19 protein-coding genes are annotated in these 17,860 nt (G+C 44.4%); all 19 read left to right on the top strand.

The genetic code is table 11. The features are described from left to right. The first annotated feature begins 5 nt into the window (after nucleotides 1-5). Nucleotides 6-752: a DUF4430 domain-containing protein gene (locus tag V6C11_RS07630; protein ID WP_333530542.1), complete on the top strand. Its 747-nt coding sequence runs from the start codon at nucleotides 6-8 to the stop codon at nucleotides 750-752. Nucleotides 753-770: 18 nt separating this feature from the next. Then, the gene (locus V6C11_RS07635) at nucleotides 771-1,769 is read left to right on the top strand and encodes a prenyltransferase/squalene oxidase repeat-containing protein (RefSeq protein WP_333530543.1); all 999 of its coding nucleotides are present in this window, start codon (nucleotides 771-773) and stop codon (nucleotides 1,767-1,769) included. Nucleotides 1,770-1,813: 44 nt separating this feature from the next. Next, the gene (locus tag V6C11_RS07640) at nucleotides 1,814-2,743 is read left to right on the top strand and encodes an energy-coupling factor transporter transmembrane component T (RefSeq protein WP_333530544.1); all 930 of its coding nucleotides are present in this window, start codon (nucleotides 1,814-1,816) and stop codon (nucleotides 2,741-2,743) included. After that, complete coding sequence (locus V6C11_RS07645; protein WP_333530545.1) at nucleotides 2,716-4,395, top strand: ABC transporter ATP-binding protein; 1,680 nt, start codon at nucleotides 2,716-2,718, stop codon at nucleotides 4,393-4,395. The genes V6C11_RS07640 and V6C11_RS07645 overlap by 28 nt, the downstream gene beginning before the upstream one ends. Beyond that, complete coding sequence (locus V6C11_RS07650; RefSeq protein ID WP_333530546.1) at nucleotides 4,396-5,109, top strand: ECF transporter S component; 714 nt, start codon at nucleotides 4,396-4,398, stop codon at nucleotides 5,107-5,109. Between the two features lie 404 nt (nucleotides 5,110-5,513). Then, nucleotides 5,514-6,065, top strand: coding sequence for a cob(I)yrinic acid a,c-diamide adenosyltransferase (cobO, locus tag V6C11_RS07655; RefSeq protein WP_333530547.1), 552 nt, complete (start codon nucleotides 5,514-5,516; stop codon nucleotides 6,063-6,065). A 36-nt stretch (nucleotides 6,066-6,101) separates the two neighbouring features. After that, nucleotides 6,102-7,784: a methylmalonyl-CoA mutase family protein gene (locus V6C11_RS07660; RefSeq protein WP_333530548.1), complete on the top strand. Its 1,683-nt coding sequence runs from the start codon at nucleotides 6,102-6,104 to the stop codon at nucleotides 7,782-7,784. A 35-nt stretch (nucleotides 7,785-7,819) separates the two neighbouring features. Further along, nucleotides 7,820-8,224: a cobalamin B12-binding domain-containing protein gene (locus V6C11_RS07665; RefSeq protein ID WP_333530549.1), complete on the top strand. Its 405-nt coding sequence runs from the start codon at nucleotides 7,820-7,822 to the stop codon at nucleotides 8,222-8,224. Nucleotides 8,225-8,229: 5 nt separating this feature from the next. Next, a complete protein-coding gene (gene meaB / locus V6C11_RS07670; RefSeq protein WP_333530550.1) occupies nucleotides 8,230-9,195 on the top strand; it encodes a methylmalonyl Co-A mutase-associated GTPase MeaB in 966 nt (321 codons plus the stop codon). Between the two features lie 84 nt (nucleotides 9,196-9,279). Beyond that, entirely contained in the window at nucleotides 9,280-9,687 is a 408-nt protein-coding gene (locus tag V6C11_RS07675) for a cobalamin B12-binding domain-containing protein (RefSeq protein ID WP_333530551.1), read from the top strand. A 28-nt stretch (nucleotides 9,688-9,715) separates the two neighbouring features. Next, the gene (locus V6C11_RS07680; RefSeq protein WP_333530552.1) at nucleotides 9,716-10,753 is read left to right on the top strand and encodes a s-methyl-5-thioribose-1-phosphate isomerase; all 1,038 of its coding nucleotides are present in this window, start codon (nucleotides 9,716-9,718) and stop codon (nucleotides 10,751-10,753) included. 22 nt (nucleotides 10,754-10,775) lie between these two features. Continuing rightward, nucleotides 10,776-10,973 (top strand): hypothetical protein, encoded by a 198-nt coding sequence (locus tag V6C11_RS07685; RefSeq protein WP_333530553.1) that lies wholly within the window; start codon nucleotides 10,776-10,778, stop codon nucleotides 10,971-10,973. A gap of 58 nt (nucleotides 10,974-11,031) precedes the next feature. Beyond that, complete coding sequence (locus V6C11_RS07690) at nucleotides 11,032-11,595, top strand: hypothetical protein (RefSeq protein WP_333530554.1); 564 nt, start codon at nucleotides 11,032-11,034, stop codon at nucleotides 11,593-11,595. Nucleotides 11,596-11,754: 159 nt separating this feature from the next. Next, entirely contained in the window at nucleotides 11,755-12,603 is an 849-nt protein-coding gene (locus V6C11_RS07695; protein ID WP_333530555.1) for a CheR family methyltransferase, read from the top strand. A 134-nt stretch (nucleotides 12,604-12,737) separates the two neighbouring features. Continuing rightward, nucleotides 12,738-13,367, top strand: coding sequence for a hypothetical protein (locus V6C11_RS07700; RefSeq protein WP_333530556.1), 630 nt, complete (start codon nucleotides 12,738-12,740; stop codon nucleotides 13,365-13,367). Nucleotides 13,368-13,371: 4 nt separating this feature from the next. Next, on the top strand, nucleotides 13,372-14,055 hold the full coding sequence (locus tag V6C11_RS07705) for an ABC transporter ATP-binding protein (RefSeq protein WP_333530560.1): 684 nt from the start codon (nucleotides 13,372-13,374) through the stop codon (nucleotides 14,053-14,055). Beyond that, the gene (locus V6C11_RS07710; RefSeq protein ID WP_333530557.1) at nucleotides 14,042-15,280 is read left to right on the top strand and encodes an efflux RND transporter periplasmic adaptor subunit; all 1,239 of its coding nucleotides are present in this window, start codon (nucleotides 14,042-14,044) and stop codon (nucleotides 15,278-15,280) included. The genes V6C11_RS07705 and V6C11_RS07710 overlap by 14 nt, the downstream gene beginning before the upstream one ends. Continuing rightward, complete coding sequence (locus V6C11_RS07715) at nucleotides 15,198-16,472, top strand: ABC transporter permease (protein WP_333530558.1); 1,275 nt, start codon at nucleotides 15,198-15,200, stop codon at nucleotides 16,470-16,472. Before V6C11_RS07710 ends, V6C11_RS07715 begins: the two co-directional genes overlap by 83 nt. Nucleotides 16,473-16,484: 12 nt before the next feature. Next, on the top strand, nucleotides 16,485-17,585 hold the full coding sequence (locus V6C11_RS07720) for a TolC family protein (protein ID WP_333530559.1): 1,101 nt from the start codon (nucleotides 16,485-16,487) through the stop codon (nucleotides 17,583-17,585). Nucleotides 17,586-17,860 lie beyond the last annotated feature (275 nt).

Genomic DNA, 17,860 nt, shown 5'->3' on the forward strand with positions numbered 1-17,860 from the left:
GTTTAATGAAAGGGAAAACGAAGGTTATTCTTTTGCTTTTTGTAATATTGGCCTTTCTTTTGGGACCCGCTGTTTACAGCAATAAAATCAGCAGCGTTGACCAGACAAAGGTTAGCTCCCAAGCTACCCCCCTTAATAATGTGCTGGAAACGGAGGTTGCGGCAAAGGACGAAAGTATCACGAAAAACATGCCTGAAGTAAAAAAAGAGACGGAGGATAAAACTTCAGCCAATGCTGTGCCAACAAACAACCAGCAAGGTGAAATAATCCCCCAAAATAATACAAATCAGGAAAAAGCCCCGCCGGTATCTCAGGCTGTTGTCACGGAAGCTGCTGCTGTCACGGGCGGCAGTGCTTCCGTGACAGCCCAAAGCCAGGGAAATATAACATCTGAGACAGAGGAAAATCAGTTGCTCATTAATCTGGCAGTGGTAGGCATGAATGGTGAACTGCTTTACGGGCCTAGCAGTGTTACCGTGTCGCAACCGAATCAGGGGGTCATCACCGTATTAGAAGTATTGGATGCATCTGGCATAGAGTATACCATGTCCAGCCGTTATCCCGGCCTGGTAGAGTCCATTGTTAGCCAGCGCAACAGAGGGCAAGGAGGTTGGATGTATAAAATTAATGATCAAAGTCCGATGCAGGGTGCCAGCAAAATGGCAGTAAAAAAGGGAGATACCGTTATTTGGTGGTATAGCCAAAGCATTCGTGTACCACCTCCTCAGTGGGAGCAGTTAATGCAAAAATAATATTGGGGGGAGAAGTCTATGCGATACAGAAAAAAACCAATGGCCTATTTACTTGGGTTATTTGTCTTCATGTTGATTTTTCCGATGCAAGCCTTGGCCCAGCCCACCGTTGATCACAAGCTGGCCCTGGAGCGAGCAACAAAGGCAATTACGGCTAGCGTTAAACAACCGGAAGCACAGTTTGCCACCTGGAATTATCTGGCCCTTGCTGCGGCAGGCCAAAATCTTGCCGGCTACCCGGTTAAGCAGGTTTGTCAAAAACAATTGGCCTCAGCACAGACCACCGCAGATGATAGCATCTTAATTTTAACCTTGCTTGCCGCAGGCCATGACCCGACAAATTTCCAAGGACAAAACTTGATCAAAAAGATTCAGGCCAATCAACTGCCTAACGGCAAGTTTGCTGATAATAGTGACCGCAGCGGACAGGGCGACAATAATTGCCAAGTGCTGGTGAATGCACATATTTGGGCCATACTGGCACTATATGCTGCCGGGGCGGACATCCCGGATGAAGCAAAAGCCAAAGGGTGGCTAATCGACCAACAGCATCGGGATGGCGGTTTCAATTGGTATACCAAGGATAACACGTCGGATGTGGACTCAACCGGCATGGCCTTAATGGCTTTAGGGGCCCTGGGTGAGAAGAAAGATAGCCCGGTGGTCCAAAGGGCCTATACCTTTTTAAAAAATGTCCAGGGAACGAAAGGGGAGTATGCTTCTTGGGGGGCAGTCAATGCTGAGTCTTGTGCCATTGCCATGCGGGGCCTTCTTGCCGTAGGCATAAATCCCTTAGATGCCGAGTTAAGCAAACCAGGTGGCAATCCTGTGACAGCCTTATTAAGTTTTCAATTAAAGGATGGCTCCTTTTCCCATATGGCGGGTACCGATTCGAATGAGATGGCCACCCAGCATGCTTTAATGGCATTAGCCGATCTATATTACGGCAAACCCTTTGAACAACGGTTACGTGAAGCAAAGAACCCGACTGCTGTTACACGAAAGGGTTCCATGTAAACGCGCAAAGCGGTTGAAAAGCTTAGGACGGGGAGTATTTTAAAATGACAGACTGGTTGATGTATAAAGAAAAGGGGCTGTTCTTACAAAGTTTCCACCCAGCGGCATCCTTGTTTTACTTGGGAACATTGTTTGTATTGGCATTATGCTTTAACAACCCTCTTTACCAAGTTGGCTTGCTATTGGTTCTGCTGCTGGCCATTTGGTCCGTAGATGGGTTAATGGTTTGGGAAAAATACTTAAAACTTAGTTTGTTTATAGCGATACCCATTGTGTTGATCAATAGCCTAATGGGGCAAAATGGCAAAACAATTATTTGGCTGGGTCCCCAGGTTCCGGTGGTGGGACAATTGACGATCTCAATGGAAGCAATCTATTACAGTGCTTCCATGTGTATCCGATTGATTGAAATAATAAGTGTTTTTTGCTTGTTTAATCGAATGGTCCACCCAGATAAGGCCGTAAGTTTCTTTGCCAGGTTTACGGGTAAAACTGCGTTGGTTATCAATATGTCCATGCGACTGTTTCCCATTATGGTTAGAGAATTTGAACGGATTAAGACGGTGCAAAGGATGCGGGGCGTGGATTTTAACAAGGGCACCTTCCTGGAGAGAATGAAAAACTATTCGTCCGTAGTCAGTATATTGCTTTTATCCTCTCTGGAAAATTCCCTGGAAATGGCTGAATCCATGCAAGCCAGGGGATTTGGCAGTGGACCCAGATCCAGTTATGCAAGAAATTTATTACGGCCCCGGGATTTTATCTGCATCTTTAGCTGCGGCTTAGGTTTAGGGATAGGTCTTTGGGGTTTGGCCCACGACTATGGTACCTATACCTTTTATCCCCTAATTGGTTATTTGATTAGTAGCAATGCATCCATGGTTGTTTTACTGTTGGTACTATTATGTCTATCCATGCCAGTGATGTTGAGTTGGGGGGGACAGCATTGCCTCTTTATCAAATCCAAAATTTAACCTTTTTTTATCCTGAAAGCGAAAAGGCTTCCTTAGATAAAATACAACTGAATATTGAAGAGGGGGAGTTTATTCTGGTGGCCGGGGAATCCGGTTCCGGCAAATCTTCCCTGGCTCGGGTGCTGGCTGGCTTGCTGCCGGATTTTTATGGCGGTCGCTTTGGTGGCAAGGTTTACTTCAAAGGACAGGACATACGTAAAATGGATCGGCGGCAATTGGCCGGGGAAGTGGGTATGGTCTTTCAGGACCCGGAAAAGCAACTGGTTATGACGGGTTTAGAAACGGAGATTGCCTTCGGCCTGGAAAACCTGGGTTTTTCCCAACAGGAGATGTTTCGCAGGGTGTCAGAAGTGATTGGCTTCCTGGATCTAACAGCACTTAAGCAGAAAGATGTTGCGAACCTATCCGGGGGGCAAAAACAGAAAATCGCTCTGGCCTCTGTTTTAGCCATGCAGCCAAGTGTCTTAATTCTGGATGAACCAACATCACAGTTAGACCCTGTGGCAGCGGAAGAATTGTTAAACCTGATCAAGCGGCTTAACGAGGAACTGGGATTTACCGTGGTACTCATAGAGCAGCGGTTAGAAAGGTGTTTTCATTTGGCCGATCGCGTAATCATGATGGAAAGGGGCAAAGTGGTAAAGGACGCTCAACCGGAACAGGTTGCCCGTTGGGCAGCAATGAAAGGTATTTCTATTATTCCGCCGGTGGCTAAATTATTTTCTAGGTTAGGCTTTTATTCAGTGCCTATTACGATAAAGGAGGGCAGAAAGCAGTTAAAGAAATTATTCCAAGTAAAGTCTGCTTCTGCCGAAACGAACCTGCCGCAAGGGGAAAAACAATGCAGCGAAAGAGTCTTGGGACAAGGAACTTTGTTGGAGGTAAAGAAATTATGGTATGCCTATGATGATGGCGGGGAGGCACTGCGGGATATCAATATAACCATCCGGCAGGGAGAATTTATTGTTATATTAGGAGAAAACGGGGCCGGCAAATCTACTTTATTAAAGAGCTTAGTGGGTTTGCTTCAACCAGGGCGAGGCAAGGTGATATTTAATCATAAAGACTGCCGGGTGGCCTACCTCTCTCAAAATCCCAACGACTATCTTTTTCAGGATACAGTAGAAGATGAATTAAGGTTTACCTTGAAAAATTTCAAGATCCGGGATGAGCAAATTGTCAACCAACTGCTGGAGAAGCTGCAGCTAAGCGTTAACAGGCAAGTAAATCCCCGGGATTTAAGCAGCGGTGAAAGGCAGCGGGTGGCATTGGCTTCGATCATGGTAACCAAACCAGAATTTTTAGTTCTTGATGAACCGACCCGTGGACTGGACTATCGCTTAAAGGATGAGTTAGCTAATTTCTTGATCAACCAGACGATGCAAGGGGTAAGTGTGGTCATGGTTACCCATGATATTGAATTTGCCGCCAAATATGCCTCCCGGGTTATCATGATGTTTGATGGAAGGATTGTTAGTAACGGAAAAACCTGTGAAACCTTTGCCGGATCAATCTATTATTCCACACAGATGGGTAAACTTTTCCGGGGATACTGCCCAGGAATCCTGACTGTTCAACAGGCCTATGAAAAGATCCAACCCTTGATGCAGGAGAGAAAAACCTATCAGACCAGTGCTGAAAGAGGGATTTAGGTGAGAGTACGTCGATTTGCTTTGCCGATTTTTTTAGTGATTGTGCTGGGGTTACTGCTAGTCAGTATAAATAATAATAATCTTGTGGCCAAACAAGGCTGGGGCATGCTTTCCTTTGAAATACTGATGATAGCATTGATTTTTCTTTATTGGGGCTTTGAGCAGAGAGAGGATACAGCCAGGGAAATAGCTTTTATTACTGTGATGGTGGCCATTGCTGCGGTGGGGCGCATACCCTTTGCTGCTCTGCCCGGTGTTACGCCAACAACCTTTATCGTAATCATTTCTGGGTTTGTTTTAGGACCTAACGCTGGTTTTATGATTGGATCAACGGCAGCCTTGGTATCAAATTTCTTTTTAGGTCAGGGACCGTGGACACCGTGGCAAATGTTTAGCTGGGGACTGGCCGGCGCCTCAGCGGGGCTGCTCAAAGGGGTTTATCCCAATATAGGGATTAAGGGATTAGCTTTTTTTAACTTTATCTGGGGCTATCTTTTTGGCTGCATCATGACGCTATGGTCATGGGCTGCCTTTATTCAACCTCTAAATTGGCAATCCTTTGTCCTTACCTATGCTGCCAGCTTCTGGTTTGATACTTTTCATGCTGTGGGGAATATTGTTTTTTGTTTATTGTTTGGGGCAAATTTTGTTAAAATTTTAAAACGTTTTCAAAGAAAACTAAGAGTCAGCAGCATTGATGATCCGAGTCCTTAAAGCATTGCTTTACAACAACAGTGCACCAAATGTGCAACAGCATGTTTTTAGGCCAAATGTTGTTAGACAGCAACAGGTTAAAACCACAAAAAACCAAATTGAAAGGAATAGTCTGAGGGACTATTCCTTTCTTTGCGAGAAATTGTCAAAAAACAACAGTAGATGTAGGCGATTACATAAGATTAGGAGTATTCCGAAAAACAATGCAACAGCTCTTGCAAACCAAAGGTGTTGCTCTGCTGCTTAGGTAGGAGCAATTATGTTCTGAATAAAACAGTTATTGCTCAGAAATAGATTATTTAATACTGGCATGAAAGTTGCTATTAAAAGATTAAACATTCAGAATTTTTAGATACAAAATATTGCTTATTTAGACACATGGACAATTAATAGGGGGTGAAAAGTTGGGGGAGATGAAATCCACCGCCAGCATAGCCAAACGAGGCCTGGTAATGGTAATCACAGGTAATGGAAAGGGTAAAACAACCTCTGCCTTTGGGCAGGCTTTACGGGCAGTTGGGCAAGGTTATCAGGTGTGTTTGGTTCAGTTTATGAAGGGGAGAAAATATGGGGAAGTTTTAGCCGCTGAAAAATATCTGCCGGATCTTAAGATTCACCAATTTGGCCTGGACAGTTTTGTTATGAGAGATAATCCTGCACCGGTGGATGTTGATTTGGCTAGGCAGGGTTTCGAAAAGGTCAAAGAGATCATTGCCAGTGGTCAATATGACATGGTTATTTTAGATGAGATTAATGTTGCAGTTGACTTTAATTTAATTCCCGAGGAAGACGTTTTAAACCTGGCCAAAAACAAACCAACTGAATTGGATCTGGTTTTAACAGGTCGATATGCTTCAGAGAAACTCAGGGATATAGCTGATTTAGTAAGTGAAGTTACGGAAATAAAACATCACTACAATGCAGGGATTAAAGATAGGGCGGGCATAGAGTATTAGCCTTATCACAAAATATACGTTAGGAGGGAATACCTTTTGTTTACTGAAGAATTATTGAATCAAGCAAGTAGTTTAAGGCAAAAGTGGGAAGATGAAGTCAAGAAAACCATTGCTAAGCGCGCTGACCAAAAGGAAAAATGGACCACTGTTTCTGATCTGGAAATTAAAAGGATATATGGACCTGAAGACATCAAGGATATGGATTTTGAAAGAGACATTGCTTACCCCGGACAATTCCCCTATTTAAGAGGGAACCAAGCAACTGGTTATCGTGGAAAATATTGGACCTTCCGAATGTTTGCAGGTATGGGTACTGCCGTAGAGACGAATAACCGCTGGCATTACCTCTTAAAAACTGGCCAAACCGGCCTAAGCACCGCCTTTGATTTTCCCACCTTGATGGGTTATGACACGGATTCCCCCAAAGCTAAGGGTGAGTGCGGCAAGTGTGGTGTAGCCATCGATACCATTGATGACTTTAGAGATCTGATTAAAGGCGTCCCCCTGGATAAAATCACAACATCCATGACCATTAACCCGCCGGCCACGGCATTATGGGCCATGTACTGTGCATCGGCACAGGAGCAGGGAATTCCCCTTACCAAAATCGGCGGGACCATTCAGAATGATATGTTAAAAGAATTTATTGCCCAGAAAACCTTTATGTGCCCGCCCGAGCCATCGGTAAAATTAATCAGTGATACCGTTGAATTTGGCACCAAATATGTTCCCAAGTGGAATACCATCAGTATCAGCGGCTATCACATTCGAGAAGCCGGAGCCACTGCCGTTCAGGAATTGGCCTTCACCTTAAGGGATGGGATGGAATATGTGGAGGACGCCATTCGGCGTAAGGGCTTGCATGTAGATGAGTTTGCTCCCAGATTATCCTTCTTCTTTAACTCACACATCGATTTCTTTGAGGAAATTGCTAAGCTAAGAGCTGCCCGTCGCATCTGGGCGAAGGCCATGCGTGACCGTTATGACTCTAAGGACCCACGTTCCTGGTGGATGAGATTCCACACCCAGACAGCCGGCTGTTCACTAACTGCTCAGCAGCCTTACAACAACGTTGTCAGAACCGCCACACAGGCTTTGGCTGCTGTTCTGGGAGGAACGCAGTCCCTGCACACCAACTCGCTGGATGAAGTTTTGTGCCTGCCTTCGGACCATGCCGTTCAAATTGCTTTAAGAACCCAGCAGATTATTGCCGAAGAAACCGGTGCTGCTAACACCATTGATCCATTAGCCGGTTCCTATTTCGTAGAGGCACTGACCAACGAAATGGAAGAAAAGGCTTGGGAATACATCCATAAGATTGATGAAATGGGCGGCATGATTGCAGCCATCGATAAAGGTTTCCCACAACTGGAAATCTCCGATGCGGCCTATAAGTTCCAACAGCAAATTGATGCCCAGGAAAAGGTTATGATCGGTGTCAACAAGTATGTAGAAGCCGATGAACAGGTTGACATTCCCTTCCTGGAAATCGACGATGCTGTTGAAAACGAACAGTTAGCGCGTCTTGCTGCGGTTAAGAGAAAGCGTGATGGCCGCAGAGTGGCTGAGACCTTGAAGGATTTGGAAAATGCCTGCAGAAGAGGCGACAATGTGATGCCTTATTGCATTGAAGCAGTTAAGAGCTATGCCACCGTGCAAGAAATTTGCGATGTTTATAGAGAAGTATTCGGTGAATACCGTGACCCTGGCATTTATTAATTAAATCTTTTTAAATCCCTAAAGGAGGTAACGTGATGTCGGAGAGAAGAATTCGCATATTACTCGCTAAACCCGGGTTGGATGGCCATGATCGTGGTGCTAAAGTATTGGCTAGATGCTTCCGGGATGCCGGTTTTGAGGTAATCTATACTGGTTGTCACCAAACCCCAGAGCAGATAGCTGCTGCCGCCCTACAGGAAGACGTTGACGTTGTTGGTTTAAGCTGCTTATCAGGTGCTCATAAGTACCTATTTCCCCAAGTAGCCAAACTCCTAAAGGATGAAGGCGCCGAGGATATCGTGGTTATTGGTGGGGGGATTATACCAGAGCAGGATATGGATGCTCTGTATGAGGCAGGACTTAAGGCTATTTTTACTCCGGGAGCCACTCTTGATTCATTAGTTGAGTGGATTAATAAAAACATAACTCCGAGGGCGTGAGTAACATGAAAGAACTGGGCAAAAAGGTTTTAGCCGGAGACATCCGTGCTGCCTCCCGCCTCATCAGAAATCTGGAAGACCAAATCCCCAATACCCATATAGCCATGCAGGAAATCTTTAATAATACCGGTAATGCCCATGTCATAGGAATCACCGGGGCACCCGGTGCCGGCAAGAGTACCCTTACGGATGAGTTTATTTATGCCTTTCGTCAAAAGGATAAAAGTGTGGGAGTATTAGCAGTTGACCCCACCAGCCCCTTTACCGGGGGAGCCCTTTTGGGTGATAGAATCCGCATGCTGAGACATGCTGAGGACAAAAAAGTATTTGTCCGGAGCCTAGCCACCAGATGTTCGATGGGTGGCCTATCCAAGGCCGTTGGTGAAGGTATCCATGTCATGGATGCCCTGGGCAAGGAGAAAATAATTGTTGAAACTTGCGGTGTCGGACAGCAAGAGGTAGAAATTATCAATCATGCCCATACTGTAATCGTTGTACTGGTACCTGGTATGGGGGACGAAATACAAGCCCTCAAGGCTGGCTTAATGGAAGTGGCAGATATCTTTGTTATTAATAAGGCGGACCGTGATGGGGCCGGCAAATTATATAAGGAAACCTTAAATATGGTACACATGTCTAAGGGTGCTGCTGCAGATAATAGTTGGAATATACCGGTACTATTGGTTGAAAGTGTCCTTGAACCCCACAAATTTGCCGAAAGTGTTGATGCTATTCGGGAAAAGGTGGAGGAGCATTATCAATATCTGGTTGATAATAACCTGCTGGTCGAACGTATGCGCCGTAAGACCGCAGCGGAGATTAATGAAGCCCTCTGGGGAGCAATCCTTCAGCCAGTATTAAACAATCTGGAAAAAGATGGCGAGATTGAAAAAATGGTTGAGCAGGTATTGAAAAAGGAAATAGATCCCTATACATTAGCGGATCAAATAGCCAGTAAGTATGTTAAATAAGGCCATTTAAACCTAGATTCGATGATGGGTAGTTAAATTAACGAACCCATCATCGAATATTATTTAGTATAAAGGGTGTTAAATATGGAAAAGAAGACCATTAAGGTTTTGCTGGCAAAGGTTGGCTTAGATCATCAAAATAAAGAAATCCGTTTATTGGCTCGTGGTTTAAGGGATCAAGGTGGCATGGAAGTTATTTATACTGGTTTATATGGTACACTGGAAGAAATTGTTCAAACAGCCGTGCAGGATAAGGTGCATTTTGTTGGGTTGAGCGTACACAATGGTTCCCATCGGGAGTTGTTTCCCCGGCTGAAGGAATTGCTCGCTGCCCAAAAAGCAAGCCATATCCTGGTTTTTGGGGGAGGAATGATTCCTGAGCAGCATAGGCAGGAGCTAAAGGCCTCAGGCGCGGTGGATGAAATATTCGAACCAGGTACCCCCGTCAGTAAGATTATCGCTTGGCTTAATAATAATAATCTGAACCTTTAATCCTATAGCTTAGAGGGGAGGAAGCTATTTGGCAGAACCTTTGTTAATGAACATCGATCACAATGTTTATCTAAGGGATGATTGTCTGGTACTTTTAGATCGCCGTCATTTTCCTCAGCAAATTTTAGAGGTGGTTTGTCATAACTATGAAGAAGTAGCCAAGAGTATTGAAGCTATGGTAGTACAAGGGGCAGGGGATATTGCCATTACAGCTGGCTATGGACTTTATTTGGCAGCGCGTCGGCAGGAGTCTCTGGGCATCGGTATTGAAGAAGCCCGGAAAAACTTATTAATGGTCAAGGATCGCTTGGTTAATACCCGTCCCACTGGTTTTCATATCAAGGTTCTCTTGGAAAGATTGTTAGATAAAGTAATTTGGCAAGATGATAACTGGTCAGGACAGATATTAAATCGCCTTACCGCAATCAATAAAAAATCAGATGTACGTTCTCGGTTAACGGGCCAATGGGCTGAGACTTTGCTGCAAGACGGAGACTGCCTCCTGACCCACTGCTTTCCCGGCCCAGCCCTTTTATATATGCTGCGGCTGGCACTGGAGCATGGCAAAAAAATAAAACTAATCACCAACGAAACCAGACCTTATCTGCAGGGTGCCCGGCTTACGGCTTGGTCGGCTTCCGAACTGGGCGTATCAGTAACCTTAATAAGCGATAATATGGCAGCCTATTGTATGAGCCAGGGTATGATAACAAAGGTTTTTACTGCTGCTGACCGAATAGCCTTGGATGGAGCGGTGGCTAACAAAGTAGGTACCTTTCAATTGGCCATTGCCGCCCAATACCATCAATTGCCCTTTTATATTTTGGGCTATGGGGGACCGGATAAAAAATGTCTAAGGGGCCAGGACATACCAATTGAACAACGGAATCCCAAGGAAATCTTATTTTTTAATGGGACAAAGATCAGTGGTGAAAAGGTAGAGGGTTTTTATCCTGCCTTTGATATCACACCGCCCCATTTACTTACGGGAATAATCACAGACCGGGGAATTTTTTCTCCCGGGGATTTTTATACCTATTGGTCATTACCAAATCCAATCGTTTAAAAATTAGAATGGGGGTTTATAAATGGCTATTATAAAAGATTCGGTAATCATTCCGCTTAATCGTCCCTTATTTATTCCCAAACAAGGGGATCTAAAGGTAGAAGATTTAGTTATTGAATCCAATGGCGGATATAAGGTGATTGATAAACCAGAGTGCATTATTGTACAAAATGATCATTGTTGCAGAAGTATCAAGGTTACGATCAAAACAAAAGAGTAGCCAGTCCGCTGCTGGTATAATCAGTATTTGCACAAGGCTAGGTAGGGGGATAGAAACGATGGTGCGGTTATTTAGAGCTTGGTCAGTGGTTGATCATTATAGGGGACAAGATCGGGTGAAGTTTGACTGGTTCGCAGTAGGCAGGCAAATTCCTGTGGGTTCCTATGAGGAACTAATTGAGAATTACGATGAACAAGATCAGGAGGCCTGGTGTGATCAATTATTATTAAATGAACTTTTTACCGAGGCTGAAATAGGGAAATTAAAGGGCTATCTCTTAAATAACCACCAATTAGAGGTTCAGGTGGCAGAAGTATCCCTGCCCATAAAATCCGGTGGGCTGAGCCATGGCTTGCAGCTTATTAATGGTGTAAATGGTTTTTATTCCCTGGCTGATGAAGCAGGGTATAATCTAGATCTATCTATACTTGGCCATTTTGAAGTGGCAGAAGAGGCGTTATCGAAGGCCTTGACAGAGGAAGAAGTGCAACGGGGTTTTGAATTTGTAAAGCTGATCTTTCAGGAACTAGACTTGCCCTGGCCAGAACAAAAGGATATCGCCTCTTTGTTAAACAAGATATATAAAAAATCTGGCTATTATATACATCAGAAAAATATTTGATGCCCCAGGGTTTACTCCGGGGGCATTTTTTTATGATACAAATAGTGAAAAAATACCTAAATTAAAATATTTTGTAAGAGGAAACCATGGTTTGCCATCGAAAAAATATTATTACATATTTATAGTCATTTGAAGGGAACGAGAAGCTAGGTGCAGACGATGGGCAGAGAGGATAAAGAAAAAGATTATGATAGTCAATTGGAGAAGCTTGAAATAAGTCTTCTACTGGAGGGAATTTTCCAGCTTTATGGCTTTGACTTTAGGAATTATGTTTATCCCTCTGTTCGTAGAAGAATATGGCATAGGATTTGGGCTGAAGATGTAAAAAGCATATCTGGTTTACAAGAAAAGGTTTTGCATGACACGGGATCGATGAAGAGGTTATTAGATGATTTGTGTATCCGTGTGACAGAAATGTTTAGGGACCCTCTTTTTTTCTTAGCGTTTAGAACAAAGATATTGCCATTGTTAATCAACAAACCTCAGATTCGGATTTGGCATGCAGGATGCTCCACTGGGGAAGAGGTATATTCCATGGCTATTCTTTTAAATGAGGAGGGTTTGTTTGATAAAACTAATATTTATGCTACGGATATAAATGATGAGGTAATAAATAGGGCTAAACAAGGAATTTTCCCAATCTCCAAAATGCAGGTTTACACCAAGAATTATATTAAGGCCGGGGGGGCTAGGGCCTTTTCCGACTATTATAAGGTTATCGGGGAGAATGCGATTTTTGAACCATACCTTTCCAAAAGGGTGTTGTTTGCTCAACATAATTTGGTAACGGATGGGTCCTTTAATGAATTTGATGTAATTATTTGCCGCAACGTGATGATTTATTTTGATAAAATCCTCCAACAAAAAGTATATCGATTATTTCATGACAGTCTGAGTACCCATGGATTTCTTGGCTTGGGCAATAAGGAGACCCTTGCTCTCTCAGAATTAGCACACTGCTATCATGAGATTGATGCAAAGGAAAGGCTATACCGTAAAATCCGCTAAATAGGGTCAAGCCTGACCCCTATTTAGCGGATTTCACAATTTCCCACAATTTGGCCATACTTTGCCCATAATTATTTTGTACACTTGCATTCAGAAGTAAAGTTTTACCAAAAGAAGCAGATGGGGTGGAGGTTATGTGTTTTAAAAAAGGAGTACATATTTTTCTAGGCATCTTCCTTGCCGTAGCCATGGTTGGCTGCAGCGGCGGTGGAACAGCAACGAATGAAAAAGCGGTGCAGTCGGAGACTTCAGGAACTCAGAAAGTTACCATGCCAGAGGATAGGCCGGCCTTTATGGGGAAAGTGAAGGAGATTGTCGGTAATGAGGCAACTATTTTTAAAGCGGAAATAGATCCAAATGGGGAGGTACCCCAAGGAGCACCGGCAAACCAGCCACAAAGCCAAAACCAGCAGCCAGCCAATCAAGCCGGTAGCCAACCAGCAAATTCCGGGGCAAGGGGTAATCAGGGAGGGCCGGGAATGAGTTTCAGTGAAGAAGCCGAGACCTTGCTGATACCGGTTGGGGTTCCCATTGTAAGTATGCAGCGGGGGAGCCAAGAGGTAACGGAGGTAGGACTTTCCCAGATTAAAAAGGATACCCTATTACGCATTTGGGAAACCAATGGTGAGATTTCCTTTGTTCAGGTGATGGGAGGTAGTGCTACAAGAACTACAAGAGAAAGGACGGGCAACGACCAGAACAGTGGCTTCCAACGTGGTGCTGGTGGAATGGGTGGCATGGGTGGCCCGCCGCCGGGGATGTAATATAATGGAAGGAAAATGCGTAATTGATGCTGCGAACCTGGTAAAGATCTATCAAAATGGCACCGAGGAACTTAAGGTGCTGGATGATGTCAGTATCAAGGTGCTTGCCGGTGATTTCATGGCTGTTCTGGGGCCTTCCGGTTCGGGAAAATCTACATTGATGAATATACTGGGTTGTCTGGATGTTCCCACCTCCGGCCAATACTCGTTGGATGGGTTCGATGTTTTAAAAGCCACAGAAAATGAATTGGCGGAGATTCGCAACAAAGAAATAGGCTTTATCTTTCAAAAATTTAACCTGTTGCCTCGATTAACGGCACTGCAAAATGTTATGCTCCCTTTGCTCTATCGTGGGCAGCCTGAGGCAGAGGCTCTGGCCCTGGCCAGAGAAAAACTAACGCTATTAGGCTTAGAAGCAAGGCTGGGTCATCGACCCAATGAGCTCTCCGGCGGTCAGCAGCAAAGGGTGGCCATCGCCAGGGCCATTGTGGGCAACCCTAAGTTGTTATTGGCGGATGAACCCACCGGGAACCTGGACAGCAAATCCAGTGAAGATGCCATGCAAATATTTAAGGAGCTTAATGAACAAGGAAATACCATTGTCATTATTACCCATGATGTTGAAGTGGCTGATCAGGTCAAAAAGTTAGTTTATATACGGGATGGTAAGTTATATGAAAATCATTAGTGAACAGAGGTTGAAGAATTTAGCTAAACTAAAAACGAAAAAATCATTTTGGATTGTTTTGTTAACGGTCCTTGTTTTGATCGGCGGCACTGGCTACTGGTGGCAAAGACAAGGCAGCCAGCCAAGTACAGAGGTTCAAATCCAGCAGGCTCAGGTGCAAAGAGGTGACATTCTGGTTGGTTTGGATTCGGATGGAACCATTGATTTTTCGAAAGTAACCCTACGTTTTGATGTCAGGGGGACCATTGCTGAAATTCTAGTCAAGGAAGGTGATCAGGTCAAAAAGGGAGATGTGATCGCCAAATTAGATGACAGGGATTATCAAGACCAATACCAACTGGCCTTAGCCAAGCTGCAGGAGGCCCAGGACCAAAACATAACGAATCAGTTAGACAATGAACTGACCCTCAAAAAAGCAGAGGCTGAATTGGAAAAATTACGGGATGAATATACAGAGATGGAAACCATTGCGGATGCCTATGCAGCCAATGAGTTAAAACTAAAAAAATTAGAGCTGGCTAACAAAGAGTCAGAATATGGCAATCTGCAGCAAAAGTTTGAGCTGCAAAGGGCCAGGGGCTTAGACCAAAATGAATTAGAGGTCAAAATGGCCAAAGAAAATTTAGAAGATACGATCTTATATGCCCCGGTTTCCGGTGTTGTTTTGGACTTTGCTAACAAGGTTGGGGAAAGTCTTACGGATGAACAAGACTTTGCCACGATCCATGAAAACAATACCATCAAGGCCATTACGAATGTGATTGAGTATGATATTGGCCAAATCAAAGTGGGACAACGGGTCTATGCAACGGTGGAAGCTGTACCAGACAAAAAATTTACTGGTCAAGTGACCAAGGTCAATGCCTTACCCAGTGAAGGGTCCAACGGTTTGGTTAACTATGCGGCGGAAGTGACCCTTCATGATCCCGGGCTAGAACTTAAGGATGGGATGACCTGTTCGGTATCCTTTGTCATTAAAGAGGTTAAGGACTGTTTAATTGTTCCCTACCAGGCTGTGAAGCTGGTGCAGGGTAAACAAGTGGTGAAGGTACTTGATGGACAGGGGCAACAGGTGGAAAAACAAATCAAGACAGGCTTTACGGATGGCACCAGCGTAGAGGTCATAGAAGGCCTGCGGGGCAATGAAACGGTTGTTTACCAACGGGCCAGCACAGGCAAAACAACCACTGCCACCCAGACAAACTTTAGCCAAAGAAGCAGGTGATGCTTTGAAATTAAAACAACTGCTTAAATTAGTCTTTACCAATATCACCCAAAACAAAGTGCGGACCTTTTTGACAACCCTGGGTGTGATCGTGGGAACCGCCACCATTTTCCTGGTGGTAGCCATTGGTAACGGTGGTGAAGCCCAGGTCAATGAGCAATACTCCAAGCTGAATGTCGGCACGATTATCGTTATGCCCGCCCAAAGGGGAAGGGTGGCCGATCCCCTTACCAAACAAGATGCCGAACTATTTTTAGCCAGCGAAAACATTGCCCAGGCCTATCCATTATTGCGCGGCAATGGAGATATTAACTTCAATAATTATTCTACTTCTGGAACCTTTATGGCAATTCAACCAGATTTTCAGACCAGTAACAACCTAATGGTAGAAACTGGTCGGGCCATCGAGGAAGAAGACGAAACGAAAAAGAACCGGGTTGCTGTGGTGGGTGCGGAACTTGCCAATACCCTGACGGATGGTAACTCAGCAGAAATTGTTGGCCAAAGTATCAGCATCAGTGGCAGGCGGTTTGAGGTAATCGGTATCTACGATCGGGTGGGCGATACCGGCTCCGGCCAGAGTTATGATGATGCCGCCTTTGTGCCCTATACGGTGGGAGAAAGGTTTTTATTAGGAACCAGGGCGAACCCCACCATTAATGTGCAGGCCACCAGCCTAGAGACCGTTCAGTCCGCCATTGAGGATATTACCAATAGTCTCAATGAAAATCACCGGGCAGGTGGGGCCGATCAATTCCGCATTATGGATGCCGGCAGCAGATTGGCTGCGGCCCAAGAGACGGCCAGATCCATGTCGTTGCTGTTATTGGCGGTGGCCGTGGTGGTTTTGGTGGTGAGCGGCATCGGCATTATGAATGTCATGTTCGTCACGGTCAAGGAGAGAACCAAGGAGATCGGCACCTTGAAGGCCATTGGAGCCAAAAAAAAGGAGATATTAAGCCAGTTTTTGATTGAGGCGGTGATTATCAGCTTAGTAGGGGGCCTGATTGGTGTCTGCGTGGGCTTTATGACGGTACCAATATTACAATACTTTGAGCTGGCGGCCCTTCCTTCAATCAGTGGGGTTCTCCTAGGATTAACCTTTTCGGTTGTGACAGGGGTGTTCTTTGGTTTTTACCCGGCCTGGAAGGCTGCGGAACTTAGTCCCCTGGAAGCATTACGTTATGAATAAGGGGTGATAGCTATGGGCAAAATGCGAATCCTTCTATTGGCCATGTTCTTTGTGCTGGGCAGTGCTTCCCTCTGTTTTGCGGATACGGAAGCGGTTAGCCAGACAGAGGTTATTACCTTGGAACAAGCTAAGGGGTTGGTCAAAGAAAACAGCCGCAGCCTAAAGAAGTATGAAATTAATGCAGACAGAACAAAGTACCAGCAACAGCAAGCCAATTACCAATATTATGAGGCCATTGACAAATATAATGGCGAAGACTATGAAAGAATAAAATCAGCTTCCAGTAATATTCAAAATGCAGAGAATAATTATCATGATGCTGTGCAGGATGAAGAAAATTATCGTAAACAAATGGATTACATTGTGGAAGAAATCTATACTTCCCTTTTAAACCAGGAGGACTCCTTAAACAGTTTACATAAGGAGCAGGAACTGAAACAATATCAGCTCGGACTGGAAAGAAAAAAACTTACTTTAGGCAGCAGCAGTCAATATAAGGTAGATGAATTGGCTGCCAGTGTTACGACCCTAAAGACAAAGGTCATGGATCAAACGAATAGTATCAAAACGAAGAAGGGTCAGTTTAACGATTTGCTGGGCAGGGATTATGACGCTGAGCTGCAGTTGGTCCCCTTTGAGACTTCGCAAAAGGTTGAACTACCTGAGTACACAACGTTACTGTCCGATGTCAGCTCTGCCTATAGCACCCTTTCCCGACTGCAAAGGGATCTGAGGGACATGGAGGACGACTTGGACGATGAAGATGACTTTGACTATTACAAATATTTGGTTTTAAGGCAAGAAATAAAGGCCAAGGAATTAGAATTGGTTGACGAAAAAAATAGTTTAAACGAAGTGGTCAATAATCTGCTGACAGATGTAACTTCCAAACAACAGGACTATCAAGTGGCATTAACCAATTACACCAATGCCCAAAGATCCTATGAGTGGGCCCAAAAACGCTACGAAATGGGGCAGCTTTCCAAGTTAGCTCTGTTGGAGAGCGAGCTAAACTATCTAAACGTAAAAAATCAAAAGGTTACAGCCGGCTATAGCTTTTATTTGAGCCAGCATTCTTTAAAATTGGCGGCAGAGGGTATTGTGATGAATTAATTAACCCGGATGCTCCAAACGTCAGACCAGGCATAAGCAGTCTGCTGGTTTTGACAAGAAATGTTTTTTACACAATTTTTCACAGTTCTTTGATAATTGTGCTGCATTCTTGACCTATCGTATAAGCATGGTCACACTGAAAAAATTCAAGGAGCATTCCTGTAAGGAAATAAAATGACCTTTGAAAAAGAAAAGCACCTCCTGTAATATACTGGGTGTCGAGCTGTCTAGGCGACCGACCCCTAATTTAATCACACAGGAGGTACTTCAAAATG

Origin of the sequence: Desulfotomaculum sp. 1211_IL3151 (assembly GCF_036763075.1) — a bacterium.
Lineage (GTDB): Bacteria > Bacillota > Desulfotomaculia > Desulfotomaculales > Desulfotomaculaceae > Desulfotomaculum.